The sequence below is a fragment of the Lysinibacillus sp. BNK-21 genome, assembly GCF_048684915.1.
Lineage (GTDB): Bacteria > Bacillota > Bacilli > Bacillales_A > Planococcaceae > Lysinibacillus > Lysinibacillus capsici.
Genome location: NZ_JBLQTS010000001.1, coordinates 204,279 through 223,510 on the forward strand (window position 1 = coordinate 204,279; position 19,232 = coordinate 223,510).

A 19,232-nucleotide genomic window follows, 5' to 3' on the forward strand; every position below is an offset into this window, starting at 1 on the left:
TTCGTTTCACTTCCACGATAACTATTATTGGGGAAGTGAGCGAATTTTTTAGTTTGTCAGAGGAGTTCTGTAAAAAAATACTAGGATACTTGCGAAATGGTTAATATATCAGTAGTATTTTCAGTAACTGCTATTAAAGGAAGTGAAAGAAAGTGACAAGGAAAGTTTGGTTTCAAGTAGGGGTAGGGATACTACTTACACTATTAATCATTAAATATTTTATAGAAATTCATTGGATTTTTTCACCGCTTGTCATCATATTAAAAGCCATTTTTGTGCCTTTACTACTTGGTGGTGTTCTCTATTATGTGACGGAACCAATTCAGAGATTTTTAGAAAAACGTAGATTTCCTCGATGGGGAAGTATATTGACGATTGTGTTCGGACTAATAGCAATGGTAGGTATTTTTGGCTGGATTATTGGTAACCCGATTGCCGAGCAGGTCAATAAATTAGTGAAAAATGCCCCTATGATTAGTACGAGTATTAGTACAAGCATCCAGCAATTAACAGACTATGTAACGCAAAATAAGGATAACTTCCCTGAGCAATTAAATGATGTTATCGAAAAAATGGCGAATTCGGTTCAAGATATTGCAGTAGTGGCGAGTAAAGGTTTTGTGTCCTTTTTACAATCCATTGTATCTGTGTCGTTATTAGCCATTTTAATTCCGTTCTTCTTTATTTTTATGCTGAAGGATCATGAGAAGTTTGCTCCATCCATCTATAAATATTTCAGTGGTGAACGTCAGCAATGGGTAAAGAAAACGTTAAGTGAAATTGATGATGTATTACGTACCTACATTCAGGGCCAACTGCAAATTAGTTTTTTATTAGCACTAATAATGTATGTAGGCTATTTAATTATCGGATTAGACTATTCGTTATTACTAGTGATTTTTGCATTCTTTATGAATATGATTCCATTTATCGGGCCTTGGATTGCCTTTGCGCCAGCCCTGATTGTGGCAGTTATTCAAGATCCAATTTTAGTGGTGTGGGTTTCGGTTGTGACGCTGGTTGCTCAGCAAATAGACAGCAACTTTATTACACCTAATGTCATGGGGAAATCACTTGATATCCACCCCCTTACCGTTATTACAATTATTTTAGCGGCAGGTAATATAGCAGGTTTTATTGGTATTATTATCGCTGTACCATTTTATGCAGTCTTAAAGGTTATCGTATCCAATATTTATGATCAACGTAATGCAATTAAGAAAAAAGCGACGAAGTCAGTATAGGAGTCGAAACAATGGAACAAGAAATTGTAAAGGTATTTAATGAACAGCATGAGCAAATTGGGACAGCTACGAGAGCGGAAGTGCATGAAAAGGGGCTTTGGCATGAGACTTTTCATTGCTGGTTTGTAAATGAAGACTATATTTATTTTCAAGTACGTAGTTCACAGAAAAAGGATTATCCAGGGTTACTCGATATTACAGCAGCAGGACATCTTTTAGCGATTGAGACAGTAGAGTCAGGCATTCGAGAAGTAAAAGAAGAATTGGGACTTAATATTGATGTCCATGAAGTTGTCAAAATGGGCATGACATCTTGTAGTATCGTTTCTGAAAATATGATCGACAATGAATTTTGCCATGTCTACATATATCCTTTCAAGCATGATTGGGATTCCTTTGCTTTGCAGTATGAAGAAGTATCGGGTGTAGTTAGAGCGAGGCTAAATGAGGCGGAGGCTTTCTTCTTGGGAGAAACGACGACACTTAATATTGAAGGGTATGAATATTTCCCTGATGGTCAACGTGTGAGAATTGTCAGACCAGTAGGTACTGCACAATTTGTTCCTTATCGGGAATTGTATGTTGCACAGGTGATAAAATTCACACGTGAAAAAATATTTAATCAAACCTCATAAGTTTAAATAGGATAAGCTATACTATTAGCTTGTCCTATTTTCTTGCGCAAAAATGATTTAGAAACGACACGATATAATAGGAAAAAATGAGTTATACTGTTAGATAGATTGTAAAGAAAAGGAGCATTTTTTATATGCTAACATTTGAACAAAAACAAGCGATTATTGAATCGTTTTCTGAGCTAACAAAAAAAGAAATTTCTTTAAAGCGCCTAAATTATCATTACATGGACAGTCTTTACGAAAAGACGATTGTAGTTGAGAAATTACATCCAAACGGCAATGGCTTTGTCTTTGTAGGAGATTTATTACGTTATGAGAATGAGGCTAATGATAAAGGATTAGTAAATATCCGCGATTACGATGAACAACAACTTCGTGAAATTATTGAAGACGCAATCCAATATTTATCTGAAGAAGTAGAAGAGCAGGAGCCAATTGTAGAGATTTGGCATAGTCGCGATGGTAGTCAGTTACAGCTAGCTTTTGAGCAACGTTCGTGGAACGTGTATCATGGAGACAATCTGGAAGAGGCATTTGGTACGTATGAGGCAGCAAAGGAATATTTACTAGAAGAAGGCTTTCGTACAAAGAAATAAGAAATACGGGGGATCATGATAGATGAACGGAAAAAAATTAGTGGGAATTGTTATTGTTGTTGTGATTGCGGCATGTTTATTTTCAGTTTATACCATTACTAATTTTTATAAAAATCACGAAGAACAGCCAAATCGTGAAAATCGTGAAATTAATAAGTCAAAGAGCTTGAATTTAATTTTGCCACAGGCTACAATTATCTCGAATTCAAGATAATTGAGAGGTGACTGTCAGTGCAACATATTTATTATAAAGGTACAGACGAAACGAAGCCGACATTATTATTGCTACATGGTACAGGTGGTAATGAGGAAAGTCTTATTGGGCTGGCAAAAGAAATAGATGAAACAGCCAATATTTTAAGTGTTCGCGGAAATGTACTTGAGCATGGAATGCCACGATTTTTCCGCCGATTAGCCGAAGGTGTCTTTGATATTGAGGATTTAATCTTTCGTACAAAGGAGCTTCATGAATTTTTACAGACGTCAGCACAGCAATATGGCTTTGATCGTCAACGAATTGTAGCAATAGGGTATTCGAATGGTGCTAATATTGCAGCAAGCTTATTATTCCACTACGATGATGCGTTAGCCGGAGCTATTTTGCATCACCCAATGGTACCAAGACGTGGTATTGAATTACCGCAACTTTCTCCAACACCTGTGTTTATCGGTGCTGGTACGAATGATCCGATGTGTACAGCACAGGAGTCTGAGGATTTAGAAACCCTTTTAAGTGCTGCAGGTGCAACAGTAACGACGAAATGGTTTAATTTTGGTCATCAACTAACAATGCCTGAAGTACAAGCTGCAAAAGAATGGTATAAAAGCATCTACGCTTAATTGAAAAATCCACCTCCTTTTATAAGGGAGGCGGATTTTCTTTATGTTATTTACTTTTCTTTAAGAAAGGAAGCCACCAGTTCCAATCACCAAACAGCTTCATGAGACTAGGCACAAGCATAAGACGAATAATTGTTGCATCAATGGCAACAGCAATAGCGATACCCACACCAATTTGCTTCACAGGCATTACATCTGTGAAGGCAAATGCACCTGTAATAACAATCATGATAAGCGCTGCAGATGTAATTATTCGGCTAGTGGATGTTAAGCCATCAATTGTTGCACGCGTATTATCGGAACCCTTTAAATATTCCTCTTGGATACGAGAAATTAAAAAGACTTCGTAGTCCATACTTAAGCCAAATACAAGACAAAAAACAATAACTGGAATGATTAGCACGATGGAGCTTGCTTCAATACCAAAATGACCATATTGGAAAATATAAACGAGTATCCCGAATGCAGATGAAAGCCCAATAATGTTCATGATTATTGCCTTTAACGGAATTAAGATAGAACGGAATGCCAACATTAAAATAAAGAATGTAGAAACGATAATAATTGCTATAGCTAAAACAATTTTATTAGCAATTTCATCAAAGATTTCTTGGTTGAATTTAGCTGGTCCACCAAGTGCAAAATCCACGCCCAGGTCTTTGTCCATCCATGTTCGGGCAAATTTTTGAGCTTTAGAGGAAGAACCTGCTGCATCAATTGTAATTGGAACAAATAGCTGTGTATCCTTTGAAAATGAATTAATAACAGGTTTTAATTGTTCAGCAACCTGTGGAATAGCTAAAGAAGCAGAAAGCTCCTCTGGTGTTTGAATGTTAGCAGCTGTATAAATAGTTGAAACATTAGTCACTAATGGGTCCTTTAATAGCTTTTCTTGAATAGTATAAATTAGCTCTCTACCCTCAGTATCCTCCCAGCCATCTTTTCGTTCAGCCAACAAATATAATGTAGAAGATTCACCTAGTCCAAACGTTTCATCTAATTTATCGTATGCTGCACGAGCATCATATTTCGTAGGTAAGGAGTCCACCTGTGGAATGGTTAATTGGATATCCTTTAAAGGGATCATGCCGATGCCTAGTAATAATAATGCTGAAATCACTATAGCTACTGGATGTTTCATGACAAAACCTGCAAAGCCACGCCAACGATTTGCCCCACCTGGTTTAACGCGTATTAAGCGCCATTTATTAAGTCTATCTCCTAATAGCATCATAGTGGCAGGAAGTAATGTTAAGCCAGAAAGAACGGCTAACAGGACGACTATAGTGCCTCCTAGGGCGATATTATGAAAAATTTCTACATCAATGACAATCATCGCACCTAAGCCAATCATGACACAGACTGCGGAGAAAATGATAGAACGACCTGCTGTCTGAATAGCAGTTTGAATGGCTTGAGCAATAGAAGTATGTGTGCGTTCTTCTCTGTAACGATTAATAAACAGCAACGCAAAATCAATACTTAAAGCCAGCCCAAGCATTGGAACAATATTTAAGACGAAAATAGATAGATTTACATTAGCACTGAGCAGTGTCATCATACCAAAGGCGGTAACCACTGTCACAACACCAATGACGATTGGCAAAATAGAAGCAACAACTGTACCGAACGCTAATAAGAGAACCACGATGGCAATTGGCAATCCAATGGCCTCAGCTGATGCCAAATCCTTTTGACTAGCAGTATTTATGTCAGCAGAAATAACAGGCCCTCCAGTGATACTAATTCCGTCTTTTTCAATTAATGAACGGAATTCCTCAACAATGTCAGGAAGGTTTTCTACATCGTTCTTTATGTGAACCATAGCATAGGCAATACCATCTTTCCGTAAAGAGGAGTCTTCTAAAGGTGATTGAATAGAATGAATCTCTTTTATGTTATCTAATTTTTTTAAAGTGTCTTCAATTTTCTGATCTTCAGCTGGATCAAAGACAACCAAAATCGTATTAGATGGTAAATCAAATTTTTCTGCTAGCTCGTTGGTAACATAGGTATGATCTGCTTCGACAAAGAAACCATCACCTTGAAGTTTGCCTGGAAGCTGTAAAGCAAAGTACGCCATTGCTAGAAAAATAATAAGCCATATGACTACGATTGCTTTCGCATGTGCTGTAATAAAAGCTGAAAAAGTTTTCATAGTTGATTATACATCCCCCTTTTCAATTAGTGTAAAGGATGTGTCACATTTTGTCGTGTGACAAAGTAAAGACTCCCATCCACTTTTTGGACAGGAGTCTTACTATTAAAAGAATAATGATAATATGAAATAAATAACAGATGCCATAACGGCAGAAATTGGCATTGTAATCACCCAAGTAGTAACAATCTTTCGAGCCATACCCCAGTTTACACCACGCACACGCTGTGCTGAACCGACACCCATAATGGAGGAAGAAATGACATGTGTTGTTGAAACTGGTAAGTGGATTAGCGTAGCGCCAAAAATAACAGTAGCAGATGCTAAATCTGCAGCAACACCATTAACAGGGCGGATTTTCATAATCTTACCGCCAACCGTTTTAATGATTTTATAACCACCAATTGACGTACCTAGCCCCATTGCTGTAGCTGCAGCAGCACGCACCCAGAAAGGTATTTCATCTCCAGTGTGCAAACCACCAGCGATTAACGCCATCGTCATAATCCCCATCGCTTTTTGCGCATCATTTGTACCATGAGTGAACGATTGGATGGCAGCAGTAAAAATTTGCATTGTACGGAAACCTTTATTCGTCCTATATAAATTTAAATTTTTAAACCATAGTTTAAAAAGAGTCATCATAATAAAGCCTGCACAAATAGCAAGTAAAGGTGAAAACACTAAAGCCATGATGATTTTAGTAAAGCCGCCATAGTTTAACACATTAAAACCAGCGGATGCGATTGCAGCACCGGCAATAGACCCAATCAATGTGTGTGAAGAACTTGACGGAATACCGAAATACCATGTCAATAAATTCCAAATTATAGCTGAAATTAATGCAGCTAAAATAACGACTGAGCCAGTTGTGTCTCCTTCAAAAGCATTTAATGCAAAAGGATCTACAATATCTTTTGTTAGAGCTTTTGCAACCCCTACAAAGGTGATAGCACCAATAAAGTTCATAGTTGCCGCCATAATGATTGCCGTGCGTGGCGGCAATGCTCTAGTAGAAACCGAAGTTGCAATAGCATTTGCTGTATCATGGAAGCCATTGATAAAGTCAAATGTTAGGGCAAAGATGACGACCAGTACGGTTAATATAATGATTGTGTTCATTGTAAAGTGCCCATCTCCTAATTATGCGTTACGCATGATAATTGTTTCCATAGTATTTGCTACGTTTTGACAATGATCAGCGATATCTTCAAGTTGTTCATAAATATCCTTAAATTTAATGAGGCGGATTGGATCTTTTTCATTTAAAAATAACTTCTTAATAGAAGTACGTTGTACCTCATCACATTCACGTTCATAGTCTTTAATAAGAATTGCGTGTGGACGCATGCCAATTAGATTCTTTTTCTTTAACTCTTCTGTCGCTTTGACTATTTCATCAGCACTTTTTGAAATAAACCCTAAGAAAATGCGCATAGATTCATCAATCTCAGTGAGCGAAAACATTTCAAAGTGTGCAATACAGTGTTCTGTTCCATCTAAAACATCATCCATACGAATGGCGAGCTCTAAAATATCCTCACGTTCAATAGGTGTCATGAATGATTTGTTTAACATGACAATCAGTTCATGAATAAGCTTATCACCAGCAGTTTCATAATTTTTCATTGTAATGCTAATCTCTTTTAGGTCAGCTACACTGTTAATACGAAAATCATTTGCGTAATGTACAGCCTCTCTCATATTTTCAGCAATTTTATGCAATGCAATAAAGAAAGGGTCTTGTTTTTTTGAGTTAAGCATGTGAATCGAATCCTCCTGGATATAAATAAATTAATCGACCTCTAAACTTTACTATCATAACAAAATCTTTAATTTATCTACATAAAAATTTACTAATCGACATGAAAATTTACATTGCTGTAATATACAATTCGTTCACAAAATATAAGGTAATCCAGCTGTATTTATTTTTATGAGTACAGATAAAACCTTGATATAAATGGCTATTCTTCTGTAATGGTGACTTATTAGTACAGATTAAGACACGAAAGATAATAGAAGGTAATAAAAATAGCGCATTCGAATTGTAAAGGTATTGTAAATTCATTTGATAACCAGAAGAGTACCTTCTTATTCTTAAGAATATCTTCATTTTTATCCTCCCTCTTTATTAAGAATTGTTTACTACAATGGAAAATGAAGAGGAAAGGAGCGTTTATTAACTAATGATTCAGGTTGAAAACTTACAACATACATTTTTAATTGGAAAACGAGGGAAGGAAAAGCAAGTGCCGGTATTGAAAGGTGTGAACTTCGAGGTCCATAAAGGAGAAATTGTTGCCATTGTAGGTAAAAGTGGCTCAGGAAAATCGACCTTATTACAAGTTCTAGCTGGTTTTATGAAGGCTGAACAGGGCTCTATTAAAGTAAATGGAAAGGAAACAGCCCATCTAACTGAAACAGAAAGTGCTGCCTTCCGTTTACGTCAATTCGGTTTTATTTTTCAAAACTTTCAATTGATGCCTGGTTTAACTGCTTTTGAAAATATCGAATTACCTTTAAAGCTACAGGGTTTGCGTAAGGCTATGCGCAAAGAAAAAGTGAAGAAATTAATGGACAAGGTTGGTTTGACAGAAGTAGCAGACCATTATCCCAATGAATTGTCAGGTGGACAGCAACAGCGTGTCAGCATTGCACGAGCCCTTATTACGAATCCTCCTATATTACTTGCTGATGAGCCAACAGGGAGTCTCGATTCAGAAACCGAGCAGGATATCTTATTGCTTATTCAAAGTTTAAATCGTGAATTAGGGCTAACTTTTGTCATTATCACGCACGATGAAGAAGTAGCTACTATCGCACATAGACGCTTCCGCATGTACGATGGAGAACTTGTAAAGGAGGAAGCTTAACATGTTATTTAAGGATCAATTAGATTTTGTAACACAGCATATCAAGAAAAATAAGCTGCGTGTGTTTATGACGATACTAGCTGCAACGATGGGCTGTGCCTTTTTAATCGTGCTAGCATCCGTTGGTTTTGGTTTACAGGAATCTTTACGTAATGAAATTCTTTCAAACGAAACAGTTACAAAAATTCAAGTATATGGCGATAAGCAATTAACTGAAGAACAAGTACAAGAAATTAAAAAAATGGAACATGTAGAAACGGTGCTTGAAACAATTAGTGTCAATGCTACCGCACAATCATTTTTTGAAGATCGTGATACTACTTCTAATTTAATATTGTCAGATATGCAGGACTTTGAACAGGTAAATGGAAAGCTTGCAAAAGGGCGTTATCCAACGAAATCTAATGAAATTGTTGTAGGCTATCATTTTGCTCAAACATTATTGAATGAAAGAGAACGTGATGTCATTTCGGAAAAAAGTAAAAAGGCTGAAGCAGAGGGTACGTATTATGATGGTAGTGAAGAGGGCTATAAAGAATCATTGATTGGAAAGAACATAGACCTGTCCTTAGTTCCTCACACGGGTACAAATGATGAAACGCAAAAAATGAGCTATACAATTGTTGGCGTAATGGAGAAACCTTCTTATGATTGGATGGTTGATAACGCTATTCATATGGACAAAGAGCAAAAAGCAGTATGGGTTGAAAATTTATCTACAGATAGTAACATGGCAGAGGATGAGCTGTTTTACTCTGAATTTAATATTTATGCGGATACATTAGAAAACGTAAAGCCGATTTTAGAGAAGTTAAAAGATAAGGGCTATAGCGTATATTCAGTAACAGAGCAACTAGATCAAATGAATGTATTTTTCCTTGTCTTAAAAATTGGCTTAATCTTTGTTGGTACAATTGCTGTGTTGATTGCTTCCATTGGTATTTTTAATACAATGACAATGGCTGTGACAGAGCGAACACGTGAAATTGGTGTATTAAAGGCAATTGGGGCAAGTCCGAAGCTTATACAACGGTTATTTTTAATGGAAAGCACATTTATCGGTATTTTTGGTACGCTAATTGCTGTTGTCATCTCGTATGCTATTAGCTTTGCGGCTAATGCAGCATTACCATTAATTCTTAAGGCGGCAACAGGGGAGGAAGCTTTTGCAACAAATGATATAACATTTTCTCTTATTCCATGGCAACTAGTCATTATTGCAGCAGCCATTAGTGTTGGGGTAGCGATGATTTCAGGTTATCGCCCAGCACGTAAAGCAACAAAAATCGACGTTATTCAAGCTTTACGACAAGAGTTATAATAAAAAAGGCGGTCCAATCAACATTGGATCGCCTTTTATTTGGATTGAAGTACATCTATATGTTATAAATACTCTTTTAACTCATTCGCTAAAAATGGTGTTGCATTCAATAATTTTAAGAAGGCATCATAGCTGGCACGTTGCTCTTCATTTGGTTTTTTACCTGTTTGATAGGCTCGAATTAATATGTTTTTAGGTGTATTCTCCATATCGATAAACTCTAAAAGCTGTGCCTCATAGCCAACAAGCGATAAAATTTCAGCTCGAATAGCATCTGTAGCAAGTGCCGCAAATCGCTCTCGAATAAGTCCATGTTGCAACATAATATCGAGAGCAGGTGTATTTAGTTGACGATTTAACTCATGCTGACAGCAAGGCACACTTAGAATGACACTTGCTCCCCATTTCACAGCACGAGCCAAGGCCATATCTGTCGCTACATCACATGCATGGAGTGTCACCACCATATCCACAGCACTTTCATCATTATAATCATTGATATCTCCTACAAGAAATTCTAGCTGATCATAGCCTAGATCCTGTGCTATTCTTGAGCACTCTTCAATAACCTCTTTTTTTAAATCTAAACCAGTAACACGAATGTCTAAGCCTTTTTCAATTTTTAAATAATGATACAAAGCAAAGGTTAAGTAGGATTTTCCTGAACCAAAATCTAAAATCCTCACCTGTCGATCCTGAGGTAAATAGGTTAAGGCATCATCTATAAATTCAATGAAGCGGTTAATCTGTTTAAATTTATCATACTTTTGTTTCTTAACCTTTCCTTCTTCTGTTTGTACCCCCAGTCGAATTAAAAATGGATAGGGTTGATCATCAGATAGTAAATAATTTTTTTTACGATTATGGCTTAGATGGACTTGTTTAGGTGAAGCTGTTTTATCTGATTTCCAAAGGACTTTGTTCTTTTTTGATAATTGTACTTGTACTGTTTCATCTACGAAATCAATATGAGCTTGACGATACTCCTCAAAAAACACGTCAAGCTTGGAAGGTAAATGAGCCAATAGAATATTTTCATGTTTTAAAATCCGTTCATATTGGTATTCAATTTGTATATGGTACTGATTTTTTAACATTAATGGTTTTAATTTTATTCGTTTTATTTCATTTGATTTCATACGTGGTTGACTGATTGTAGCTGTCACAAGCTTTTGTTGCAAAATTTGCTCAGTGAGCAGAGCTTTCATTTCTTCAAATGTCATACATTTTCGCCTACTTTATTGTGTTATAGATGGCACTAGTTTAACACATTTTATAAAAGACAATGGCATCTTTGGTATTCGGAATAAATTTAATAAAAATTCCGAGTATTTATAGGTGGAATTGTATATTCGTGGTATCTTAAATACAGTAATTCTTTTTGAATTGGTGATACTAAGGATTAATAAGGAGGAGAAAATATGTCGGATAACATGTATCAATTATTAGCGATTGTTATTTATATGATCGCCATGCTAGCAATTGGCTGGTATGCATTTGTTAAAACATCTAATTTAACAGATTATATGCTTGGCGGTCGTTCCTTAGGTCCAGCGGTTACTGCGCTAAGTGCGGGTGCTGCGGATATGTCTGGCTGGCTCCTAATGGGCTTACCAGGTGCGATATTTTTATCAGGTCTTGTGGAAGCTTGGATTGCAATTGGATTAACAATAGGAGCTTACCTAAACTGGCTACTTGTGGCACCACGTTTACGGGTATATACACAGGTTACAAATGATTCCATTACTATTCCAAGTTATTTGGATAATCGATTACGTGATCATACGAAGCTTATTAGAATTGCTTCAGGTATCATCATCCTCATATTCTTTACATTTTATGTATCGTCAGGAATGGTAGCAGGGGGCAAGTTTTTCGATAGTTCATTTGGTTATGAATACCATACAGGCTTATTAATTGTGTCAGCTGTAGTTGTAGCATACACTCTTTTTGGCGGATTTTTAGCGGTAAGTTATACAGACTTCTTACAAGGTCTTATTATGTTTTTAGCACTTATTATGGTACCGCTATTTGGTTTATTTGTAACAGGTGGTATAGGTGAAACCATTTCATCTATTAAATCTGTTGATCCAGATCTTCTAAATTTATTACCAGCCACTGCGACAGCAGCAGGGATCATTTCTTCAGTTGCTTGGGGATTAGGCTATTTTGGACAGCCTCATATTATCGTCCGCTTTATGGCGATTAGTTCCGTTAAAGAAACAAAGCAAGCACGACGCATTGGTATTGGCTGGATGATGTTAAGCTTATTTGGAGCTATTGGAACTGCTTTGGTGGGTGTAGCCTATTATCAGCAAAATGCTGGTGAGCTAAAAGACGCTGAAACAGTATTTATTGTACTTGGTCAGATTTTATTCCATCCATTTATAGCAGGTATTATGCTGGCGGCTATTTTAGCAGCTGTTATGAGTACAATTTCTTCTCAATTAATCGTAACTTCTTCAGCACTTGTAGAGGATATTTATAAAGCATTATTTAATAAAACAGCAGACGATAAGCATTACGTTTTTGTTGGGCGTATGGCTGTATTAGTTGTTGCAATTATTGCAGCAATCCTAGCGTGGAATCCAGATAGTTCTATCTTAAGCTTAGTAGGCTTTGCTTGGGCAGGATTCGGTGCAGCCTTCGGACCTGTTATTTTACTTTCTTTATATTGGAGAAAGCTAACAAACTACGGAGCACTTAGCGGAATGGTAACAGGGGCTGCAACTGCGTTTATTTGGGGTAAAGTAGATGCTTTATCAAGTGCGTTGTACGAAATTGTTCCTGGCTTCATTGTTTGTTTAATTGTTGCGGTTGTTGTCAGTATACTGACATATAAACCAAATAAAGAAATTGAAGAAGAGTTCACACGCTCAGAAGCCCTGCTAAAAGAAGAAAGAAAATAGTTGAGATGCGCCTTTACATGAGGCGCATTTTTTAGGAAAGTTAACGATGATCTTCAAATACGAAAAAGGGTATATTATGGTAAGATGAAGAAAATTTGTCGTAGCGACACCAAGCTTTGGTTGGAGGTTTCTAATGGATAGAATTAAGGAAGTTGATGTATTAATTGAAAAGGCCATACTAGTTGGCGTGAATTTACGAAATGATGAGCACTTTGACTATTCTATGGAAGAGTTACAAAATTTAGCTGAGGCCTTGCATGTAGAAGTGGTTGGGACTGTCACGCAAAATTTGGAACGTGTGACACCTTCCCATTATGTGGGTACAGGTAAAATAGAAGAAATCAAAAATTTTTATGAAGAAGCACATGCAAACCTCGTGATTTTTAATGATGAACTGTCTCCTTCGCAAATCCGTAATTTGGAGCGTGATTTAGCAACAAAGGTCATTGATCGAACAATGCTTATTTTAGATATTTTTGGAAGGCGCGCAAAAACACGTGAAGCCCAAATGCAGGTGGAATTAGCACAGCTTCAATATATGCTACCTCGTTTAGTGGGTTTGCATGCCTCTTTAAGCCGTCAGGGTGGAGGTACTGGGGGAGGCTTTAAAAACCGTGGTGCTGGTGAGACAAAGCTGGAATTGGATCGACGAAAAATTGAAGATCAAATTGCTAAAATTAAAAAGGATCTAGAGCACGTTAAGGAACAGAGAGAAACGCAGCGTAAACAGCGTCGTAAAAACGCTCTTCCGGTTGTATCGATTGTAGGCTATACAAATGCTGGGAAATCAACGATTATGAATCAACTGCTTACACAAATAGGACAAGAAGAGCACAAACAAGTCTTTGAGAAGGATATGCTTTTTGCTACCCTTGAAACTTCTGTTCGTCAGATTGAACTACCTGATAAGAAGACCTTTTTACTGACAGACACTGTAGGCTTTGTTAGTAAATTACCTCACCATTTAGTGAAGGCATTTCGTTCCACTTTGGAAGAGGCGCGAGATGCGGATCTTTTACTGCATGTGGTGGATGTTTCGAATACAGAGCACGGATTTATGATGGATGTAACGAACGAAACACTTAAAGCAGTTGGTGTTGAGGACATTCCTACAATCTATGTATACAATAAAGCAGATATAGCAGATGTTCCATATCCTGTGGTAAGTGGAGATAATATTTGGATTTCAGCAAAGCAGGGGGTTGGTTTAGAAGAATTAGTACAGCTAATTCGTCAACACATCTTCTCGCATTACGTAACGTGTGAAATGTTAATACCTTATGATCATGGGAACGTTGTTTCTTATTTAAATGAGAATGCCTCTGTTTTTAATACAGCCTATGAAGAGGGTGGGACATTATTGTCTCTTGAAGTAAAAGCAGCAGATTACGCAAAGTATCAGCACTATGTAATTAATTAAAAAATGTACTTCCCAAAGCATGCCAAAAGATTTTTGGCATGCTTTTTGTGATTAGAGGGAATAGTAGAATCTAGAACAAAGGTAAAACGTGTACTCAAGAAATTGTATTAATTTTCAAGTAAAGTAAGGAATCTGAATTTTAAATATTTTAGAATAATTCATTGTAAATTTAAAAATCTTTTAGGTATAAAGTGTGAGAAAACTTAGATATATCAAAGGATTTAATAATTTATCTAATAATCAATCAGAATTTATAGAAAAATGACAAATTTTCAACATTTTTTAAAACTCTTGCTAAAGTGTATAAAACGCTTTAGTATGATGAAACAAAGTTTTTTTATCCTTATATTAGGGTAGTTGTGTTTTTGTAGAATAATTTTTTATTGGGAGAGGGTATTGTATGTCTAGTAAAGATGAAGTTGTAAAATCTGTCCCTCAAAATGGTTTTGTTGGACACCCTAAAGGGCTCTTTACTTTGTTTTTCACAGAATTTTGGGAACGTTTCTCGTACTATGGTATGCGAGCAATTCTTATCTTCTTTATGTATTACGAATTACATGACGGGGGCTTAGGTCTAGACCGCGGAACAGCAAACTCTATTATGGCCATCTACGGCTCACTTGTTTATATGTCTGGAATTATAGGTGGATGGATTGCCGACCGAGTTTTAGGAACACGAAAAACTATTTTTTATGGTGGCGTGTTAATTATGATTGGTCATTTACTGCTAGCATTGCCTGGTGGTGTGAGCATGTTATTTGCTTCCATGGCATTTATCGTTATGGGTACTGGTTTATTAAAACCGAACGTTTCAAGTATTGTTGGGGACATTTATGCTGAAACAGATAGCCGTCGTGATGCAGGTTTTTCTATTTTCTATATGGGTATTAATATGGGAGCATTTATTGCACCTTTTATTGTCGGAACAATTGGACAAAAATATAGCTTCCACCTTGGCTTTGGTTTAGCGGGTCTGGGTATGTTTATTGGTTTAATTGTTTATAAATTAACAGAGAAAAAATATTTAGGCTTAGCGGGCTTACAAGTAAACAACCCATTAAAGCCTGAAGAACGTAAAAAAGTCTTTACGCAATTCGGAGTTGCAGCTTTACTTATTATCATCTTGGGTGCTATCGGTATTAAAACTGGTACTTTAACAATGAATGTATTTAGTTTAATCATCACAGCTCTAGGTGTATTAATTCCAACTGCATTCTTTATTTATATGTATCGCAGTAAAAAAACAACAAAGGATGAAAAGTCTCGTCTACTTGCTTATATTCCTTTATTTTTATCAGCTGTAATGTTCTGGGCTATTCAAGAACAAGGAGCAACTATTTTAGCTACTTATGCAGATGAGCGTACACAGCTAAGTTTTGGTGGTATTCAGCTTCAATCTTCTTGGTTCCAGTCATTGAACCCATTATTTGTTATTACAATGGCTCCATTATTTGCGATGCTATGGCTTAAATGGGGAGACAAGCAGCCAACAACACCACGTAAGTTCTCATATGCATTGTTCTTTGCGGGTCTATCATTCTTAGTGATGATGATTCCAGCACACCTGTCTGGTGGGGATACATTAGTGAGTCCTTTATGGTTAGTATTGTCATTCTTCTTAGTGGTTGTTGGTGAGTTATTATTATCACCAGTTGGTCTATCTGCCACAACGAAATTGGCACCACAGGCATTCGCAGCGCAAACGATGTCTTTATGGTTTTTAACAAGTGCAGCAGCACAAGCAATTAATGCGCAATTAGTTAAGGTCTATGAAGTTGTAAGCGAATTCACATACTTTGGTTTCTTAGGTACCTTATCTATTGTAGTCGGGATTATTATATTGGTGCTTTCACCAATTATTTCAAAAGCGATGAAGGGTATTAATTAAATGAAAGATGCAAGTACAGTTATTAAAAAACTGTGCTTGCATCTTTTTTTGTATCTAAATAAAAGTCTATCTAAGAGGCTGAGAGCGAAATATATTATCGTAAGTAGTTATTTTGTTGAATGTGGGTATAAGTTTCTATGTAGAAAATTATCATTTTCGTTATAATAATTTTAATAATATGAAAATTTAAGGGGTTGGAATCTATGAAGGAAGAGTTAGATTATTTGAGGCCAAGATTAATGGAGATTTTTACGTATTTACATGCAAATCCAGAAATCAGCTGGCATGAAGTAGAAACCACCAATTATATAGTGGAGCTATTAACGCAGGAAGGCTTTTCCCCTAAACGATTTAAAAATTCCACAGGATTATATGTTGATGTAGGCAAAGGTAACCCAAAAGTAGGACTAAGAACAGACATAGATGCCTTATGGCAAGAAGTAGATGGTCATTTCCGTGCGAATCATTCATGTGGACATGACGGTCATATGACAATGGCTATTGGTACACTATTACTTTTAAAAGAACTACAGCAATCTATTAATGGTACAATCCGCGTTATTTTCCAACCTGCTGAAGAAAAAGGAACTGGAGCGTTATCTGTATTAGAAGAAGGTGTTATTGATGACTTAGATTATTTATTTGGTGTCCATGTAAGACCTGTTCATGAGCTAGAGGACGGCACTTATTGTGCAGCCTTATATCATGGTGCCTCTCGTTTACTTGAAGGCGAAATTATCGGAGAGGATGCTCATGCTGCAAGACCGCACCTAGGTATTAATGCCATTGAAGTAGGTGCAACAATCATCGAAGATTTGCGAACCATTCATACAGATCCTATGGTTCCTGTATCTGTAAAGATGACGAAATTCCATGCTGGGGGAGATTCGGGCAATATTATCCCAGGTAATGCCTCATTTACGATTGATATTCGTGCACAGCAAAACAAGGTGATGGACGATTTAGCACAAGGCGTAAAGCGTGTGATCGATTCCTCTAAATTGTTGCATAAAGTACAAATTGAATTACGTACGGTGGCCAATATCGTAGCTGCTGAAGTTGATACAAGTGCTCAATATTTAATGGAGCAGGCAATTATACAGGCTGCTGGATTATCAAATTTAAGAAAGCCTGTTCATACACCAGGAGGAGAGGATTTTCACCATTATGCTGTACAACGGCCGCATTTAAAAACAACCATGCTGGGCTTGGGTTGTGGATTAACACCAGGCTTGCATCATCCGAAAATGAAATTTAAACAAGCAAGACTTGTCACGGGAGTGGAGATACTTACAAGAGCAGTTTTATTAGCTTTGGAGTCAGGGCATAAAAAGGAGGCGTCAGCGTAATGTTAGAGCAAGTGCGAATTCACAAAGTAACGACACCGAAAGAAATTGCAGAGATCCAAAAATTAAATGCTGAAATATGGGGCAGTCAAGCAATCCCCTCCCATCAATTACTAGCTGCTGTACAAAATGGGGGAATCGTATTAGGAGCGTATTTAGATGAAAAGCTAATTGGCTTTAACTATTGCTTCGTTGGCTATCGGAATAGAGAAATGTACTTACATTCGCACATGATTGGTGTAGAAAAAGCATATCGTGAACAAGGTGTGGGTGAATTATTGAAGCATGCCCAACAAGAATATGCAAAAGAGCATGGTTTTCAACTTGTCCGCTGGTTAATTGACCCATTAGAGGCGCGTTTAGCGAATCTAGCATTTCTAAAACTGAACGCCACTAGTTATCAATATGAAAATGATTATTATGGTCCACTTCGAGATGACTTTAATGAAGGACTACCTTCAGATAGACTTGTCGTTGAATGGTGGATCGAGCGTGATCAAATGGCAGATAGCCTTGATGAATTAGAAGAAGTAGCACAGGAAATTGTACCTTGGACATTAACAGTAGACGGATTACCAGTTCTAGATGTAGAAAATACATTTCAGTTAAATCAATCCTTTTATAAAGATGCCTATTTTTTACCGATCCCTCAATCTCTACAGAAAATGAAAGTGGAAAGTCCAAAACTTGCAGAGGACTGGCGTTATAAAATTCGCACAATCTTAACAACATTATTTAACCAAGATTATGCCATCGTACGCATGAAGAAACATCCAGAATATGTTCATAGCTATCTGTTAGTCAGACGCTCCTTATTAGCTTTATAATAATGATAAGGAGTGAACAATGTGAGATTAGAAAAGATTACATTAAGGCATTTAAAAATGCCTATGAAAGCACCATTTACTACGAGTTTTGGCACAGTTGATGAAAAGGAAATGTTACTGATAGAAGCAAAAGATGAATCAGGGACGACGGGGTGGGGAGAAACTGTTGCTTTTGTAGCACCATGGTATACGGAAGAAACATTAAAGACAACATGGCATATGCTACAAGATTTTTTGATACCCATCTTGTTACATAAAAAGATTGGGCATCCAGATGAGGTAACCTCATTATTTGCACCTATTCGGCGAAACTGCATGGCGAAAGCTTCAATTGAGGGTGCTGTATGGGATATCTATGCTCAGCAAACAAAGCAATCACTTGCACAGGCGTTAGGTGGTCAAAAACAACGTATTGAAGTAGGAGTCAGTGTGGGTATTCAACCCTCTATTGCTCAGTTAATTGCATTAATAAAAGGTCATATTGAAGAAGGCTACAAAAGGGTGAAGATCAAGATAAAGCCTGGAGAGGATGTAGAGATAGTACAGGCAATTCGTGCGGAATTTCCAAATTTACCCTTGATGGTTGATGCAAACTCTGCTTATACATTAGAGGATATAGAAATACTACAGCAGCTTGATGATTTTAATTTATTAATGATCGAACAACCATTAGCTACTGATGATATTGTCGATCATGCAGCATTACAGAAAAAGTTAAAAACGCCTATTTGCTTAGATGAAAGCATCACATCATATGAGGATGCCAGACGAGCAATTGAACTTGGAAGCTGTGGTGTCATAAACATCAAGATTGGACGAGTAGGTGGTTTAACGGAAGCAATACGAATCCATGACCTATGTAAAGCAAACCATATTCCAGTTTGGTGTGGTGGTATGTTAGAGGCTGGAATTGGACGAGCACATAATGTTGCCTTAACGTCTCTTAGTCAATTTATTTTACCTGGCGATACAGCAGGTTCTAGTCATTATTGGTACGAGGATATCATTGATCCTGAAGTAAAAGTTAAAGATGGTTATATTGAGGTACCCCAGTCGGTAGGTATTGGTTATAAGCCTAATATGGCTGTGATTGATAAATTAACAATTAGCAAAGAAATCTATCAATAAGGGAGTACTTAGTCGATCATTTAGTATAAGGAAAACGAGGA

At 36.9% G+C, this 19,232-nt stretch carries 17 protein-coding genes; 13 read left to right on the plus strand and 4 right to left on the minus strand.

The features are described from left to right. The first annotated feature begins 152 nt into the window (after positions 1 to 152). The 5 genes from ACMGGO_RS01055 to ACMGGO_RS01075 all read left to right on the plus strand — a co-directional run bounded on the left by ACMGGO_RS01055 (position 153) and on the right by ACMGGO_RS01075 (position 3,318). Positions 153 to 1,244 (plus strand): AI-2E family transporter, encoded by a 1,092-nt coding sequence (locus ACMGGO_RS01055; protein ID WP_048394176.1) that lies wholly within the window; start codon positions 153 to 155, stop codon positions 1,242 to 1,244. Positions 1,245 to 1,255: 11 nt separating this feature from the next. Then, on the plus strand, positions 1,256 to 1,879 hold the full coding sequence (locus tag ACMGGO_RS01060; RefSeq protein ID WP_420281519.1) for an NUDIX hydrolase: 624 nt from the start codon (positions 1,256 to 1,258) through the stop codon (positions 1,877 to 1,879). 134 nt (positions 1,880 to 2,013) lie between these two features. Next, on the plus strand, positions 2,014 to 2,478 hold the full coding sequence (locus ACMGGO_RS01065; RefSeq protein WP_004231915.1) for a hypothetical protein: 465 nt from the start codon (positions 2,014 to 2,016) through the stop codon (positions 2,476 to 2,478). A gap of 22 nt (positions 2,479 to 2,500) precedes the next feature. Continuing rightward, complete coding sequence (locus tag ACMGGO_RS01070) at positions 2,501 to 2,692, plus strand: hypothetical protein (RefSeq protein WP_004231917.1); 192 nt, start codon at positions 2,501 to 2,503, stop codon at positions 2,690 to 2,692. Between the two features lie 17 nt (positions 2,693 to 2,709). Next, positions 2,710 to 3,318 (plus strand): alpha/beta hydrolase, encoded by a 609-nt coding sequence (locus ACMGGO_RS01075; RefSeq protein WP_259950552.1) that lies wholly within the window; start codon positions 2,710 to 2,712, stop codon positions 3,316 to 3,318. Positions 3,319 to 3,364: 46 nt separating this feature from the next. Here the strand turns inward: ACMGGO_RS01075 and ACMGGO_RS01080 are convergent, their stop codons facing one another. The 3 genes from ACMGGO_RS01080 to ACMGGO_RS01090 all read right to left on the minus strand — a co-directional run bounded on the left by ACMGGO_RS01080 (position 3,365) and on the right by ACMGGO_RS01090 (position 7,240). Further along, on the minus strand, positions 3,365 to 5,476 hold the full coding sequence (locus ACMGGO_RS01080; protein WP_420281520.1) for an MMPL family transporter: 2,112 nt from the start codon (positions 5,474 to 5,476) through the stop codon (positions 3,365 to 3,367). 105 nt (positions 5,477 to 5,581) lie between these two features. Continuing rightward, entirely contained in the window at positions 5,582 to 6,598 is a 1,017-nt protein-coding gene (locus tag ACMGGO_RS01085) for an inorganic phosphate transporter (protein ID WP_004231925.1), read from the minus strand. A 21-nt stretch (positions 6,599 to 6,619) separates the two neighbouring features. Further along, positions 6,620 to 7,240, minus strand: a complete 621-nt coding sequence (locus tag ACMGGO_RS01090; protein ID WP_004231927.1) for a DUF47 domain-containing protein — start codon at positions 7,238 to 7,240, stop codon at positions 6,620 to 6,622. A gap of 425 nt (positions 7,241 to 7,665) precedes the next feature. On the opposite strand from ACMGGO_RS01090, the gene ACMGGO_RS01095 reads away from it, so the two are divergent. Both ACMGGO_RS01095 and ACMGGO_RS01100 read left to right on the plus strand, forming a co-directional pair. Then, positions 7,666 to 8,352, plus strand: a complete 687-nt coding sequence (locus tag ACMGGO_RS01095) for an ABC transporter ATP-binding protein (protein WP_048394180.1) — start codon at positions 7,666 to 7,668, stop codon at positions 8,350 to 8,352. A 1-nt stretch (position 8,353) separates the two neighbouring features. Beyond that, the gene (locus tag ACMGGO_RS01100; RefSeq protein WP_257961902.1) at positions 8,354 to 9,673 is read left to right on the plus strand and encodes an ABC transporter permease; all 1,320 of its coding nucleotides are present in this window, start codon (positions 8,354 to 8,356) and stop codon (positions 9,671 to 9,673) included. 62 nt (positions 9,674 to 9,735) lie between these two features. Here ACMGGO_RS01100 and ACMGGO_RS01105 read toward each other — a convergent pair whose 3' ends face one another. Next, positions 9,736 to 10,896, minus strand: a complete 1,161-nt coding sequence (locus ACMGGO_RS01105; protein ID WP_328023509.1) for an SAM-dependent methyltransferase — start codon at positions 10,894 to 10,896, stop codon at positions 9,736 to 9,738. A gap of 198 nt (positions 10,897 to 11,094) precedes the next feature. Here ACMGGO_RS01105 and putP point away from each other — a divergent pair, with 198 nt between their 5' ends. The 6 genes from putP to menC all read left to right on the plus strand — a co-directional run bounded on the left by putP (position 11,095) and on the right by menC (position 19,191). After that, a complete protein-coding gene (gene putP / locus ACMGGO_RS01110; RefSeq protein ID WP_066038005.1) occupies positions 11,095 to 12,582 on the plus strand; it encodes a sodium/proline symporter PutP in 1,488 nt (495 codons plus the stop codon). Between the two features lie 133 nt (positions 12,583 to 12,715). Further along, entirely contained in the window at positions 12,716 to 14,002 is a 1,287-nt protein-coding gene (gene hflX, locus ACMGGO_RS01115; protein WP_420281521.1) for a GTPase HflX, read from the plus strand. A 400-nt stretch (positions 14,003 to 14,402) separates the two neighbouring features. Next, positions 14,403 to 15,890 carry a peptide MFS transporter gene (locus ACMGGO_RS01120; RefSeq protein ID WP_048394189.1) on the plus strand — a complete coding sequence of 496 codons (1,488 nt, stop codon included), beginning with the start codon at positions 14,403 to 14,405 and terminating at the stop codon, positions 15,888 to 15,890. A 203-nt stretch (positions 15,891 to 16,093) separates the two neighbouring features. Beyond that, positions 16,094 to 17,239: a M20 peptidase aminoacylase family protein gene (locus tag ACMGGO_RS01125; protein ID WP_048394190.1), complete on the plus strand. Its 1,146-nt coding sequence runs from the start codon at positions 16,094 to 16,096 to the stop codon at positions 17,237 to 17,239. Next, the gene (locus ACMGGO_RS01130; RefSeq protein ID WP_054549618.1) at positions 17,239 to 18,063 is read left to right on the plus strand and encodes a GNAT family N-acetyltransferase; all 825 of its coding nucleotides are present in this window, start codon (positions 17,239 to 17,241) and stop codon (positions 18,061 to 18,063) included. The genes ACMGGO_RS01125 and ACMGGO_RS01130 overlap by 1 nt, the downstream gene beginning before the upstream one ends. 21 nt (positions 18,064 to 18,084) lie before the next feature. Next, positions 18,085 to 19,191 carry an o-succinylbenzoate synthase gene (menC, locus tag ACMGGO_RS01135; protein WP_054549617.1) on the plus strand — a complete coding sequence of 369 codons (1,107 nt, stop codon included), beginning with the start codon at positions 18,085 to 18,087 and terminating at the stop codon, positions 19,189 to 19,191. Positions 19,192 to 19,232: the final 41 nt, after the last annotated feature.

Bases quoted from the DNA above. Each gene is read 5' to 3' on its own strand.
- ACMGGO_RS01060 (WP_420281519.1), top strand. From the start codon at position 1,256: ATGGAACAAGAAATTGTAAAGGTATTTAATGAACAGCATGAGCAAATT.
- ACMGGO_RS01065 (WP_004231915.1), top strand. From the start codon at position 2,014: ATGCTAACATTTGAACAAAAACAAGCGATTATTGAATCGTTTTCTGAG.
- ACMGGO_RS01070 (WP_004231917.1), top strand. From the start codon at position 2,501: ATGAACGGAAAAAAATTAGTGGGAATTGTTATTGTTGTTGTGATTGCG.
- ACMGGO_RS01080 (WP_420281520.1), bottom strand. From the start codon at position 5,476: ATGAAAACTTTTTCAGCTTTTATTACAGCACATGCGAAAGCAATCGTA.
- ACMGGO_RS01085 (WP_004231925.1), bottom strand. From the start codon at position 6,598: ATGAACACAATCATTATATTAACCGTACTGGTCGTCATCTTTGCCCTA.
- ACMGGO_RS01090 (WP_004231927.1), bottom strand. From the start codon at position 7,240: ATGCTTAACTCAAAAAAACAAGACCCTTTCTTTATTGCATTGCATAAA.
- ACMGGO_RS01095 (WP_048394180.1), top strand. From the start codon at position 7,666: ATGATTCAGGTTGAAAACTTACAACATACATTTTTAATTGGAAAACGA.
- ACMGGO_RS01100 (WP_257961902.1), top strand. From the start codon at position 8,354: ATGTTATTTAAGGATCAATTAGATTTTGTAACACAGCATATCAAGAAA.
- ACMGGO_RS01105 (WP_328023509.1), bottom strand. From the start codon at position 10,896: ATGACATTTGAAGAAATGAAAGCTCTGCTCACTGAGCAAATTTTGCAA.
- putP (WP_066038005.1), top strand. From the start codon at position 11,095: ATGTCGGATAACATGTATCAATTATTAGCGATTGTTATTTATATGATC.
- hflX (WP_420281521.1), top strand. From the start codon at position 12,716: ATGGATAGAATTAAGGAAGTTGATGTATTAATTGAAAAGGCCATACTA.
- ACMGGO_RS01120 (WP_048394189.1), top strand. From the start codon at position 14,403: ATGTCTAGTAAAGATGAAGTTGTAAAATCTGTCCCTCAAAATGGTTTT.
- ACMGGO_RS01125 (WP_048394190.1), top strand. From the start codon at position 16,094: ATGAAGGAAGAGTTAGATTATTTGAGGCCAAGATTAATGGAGATTTTT.
- ACMGGO_RS01130 (WP_054549618.1), top strand. From the start codon at position 17,239: ATGTTAGAGCAAGTGCGAATTCACAAAGTAACGACACCGAAAGAAATT.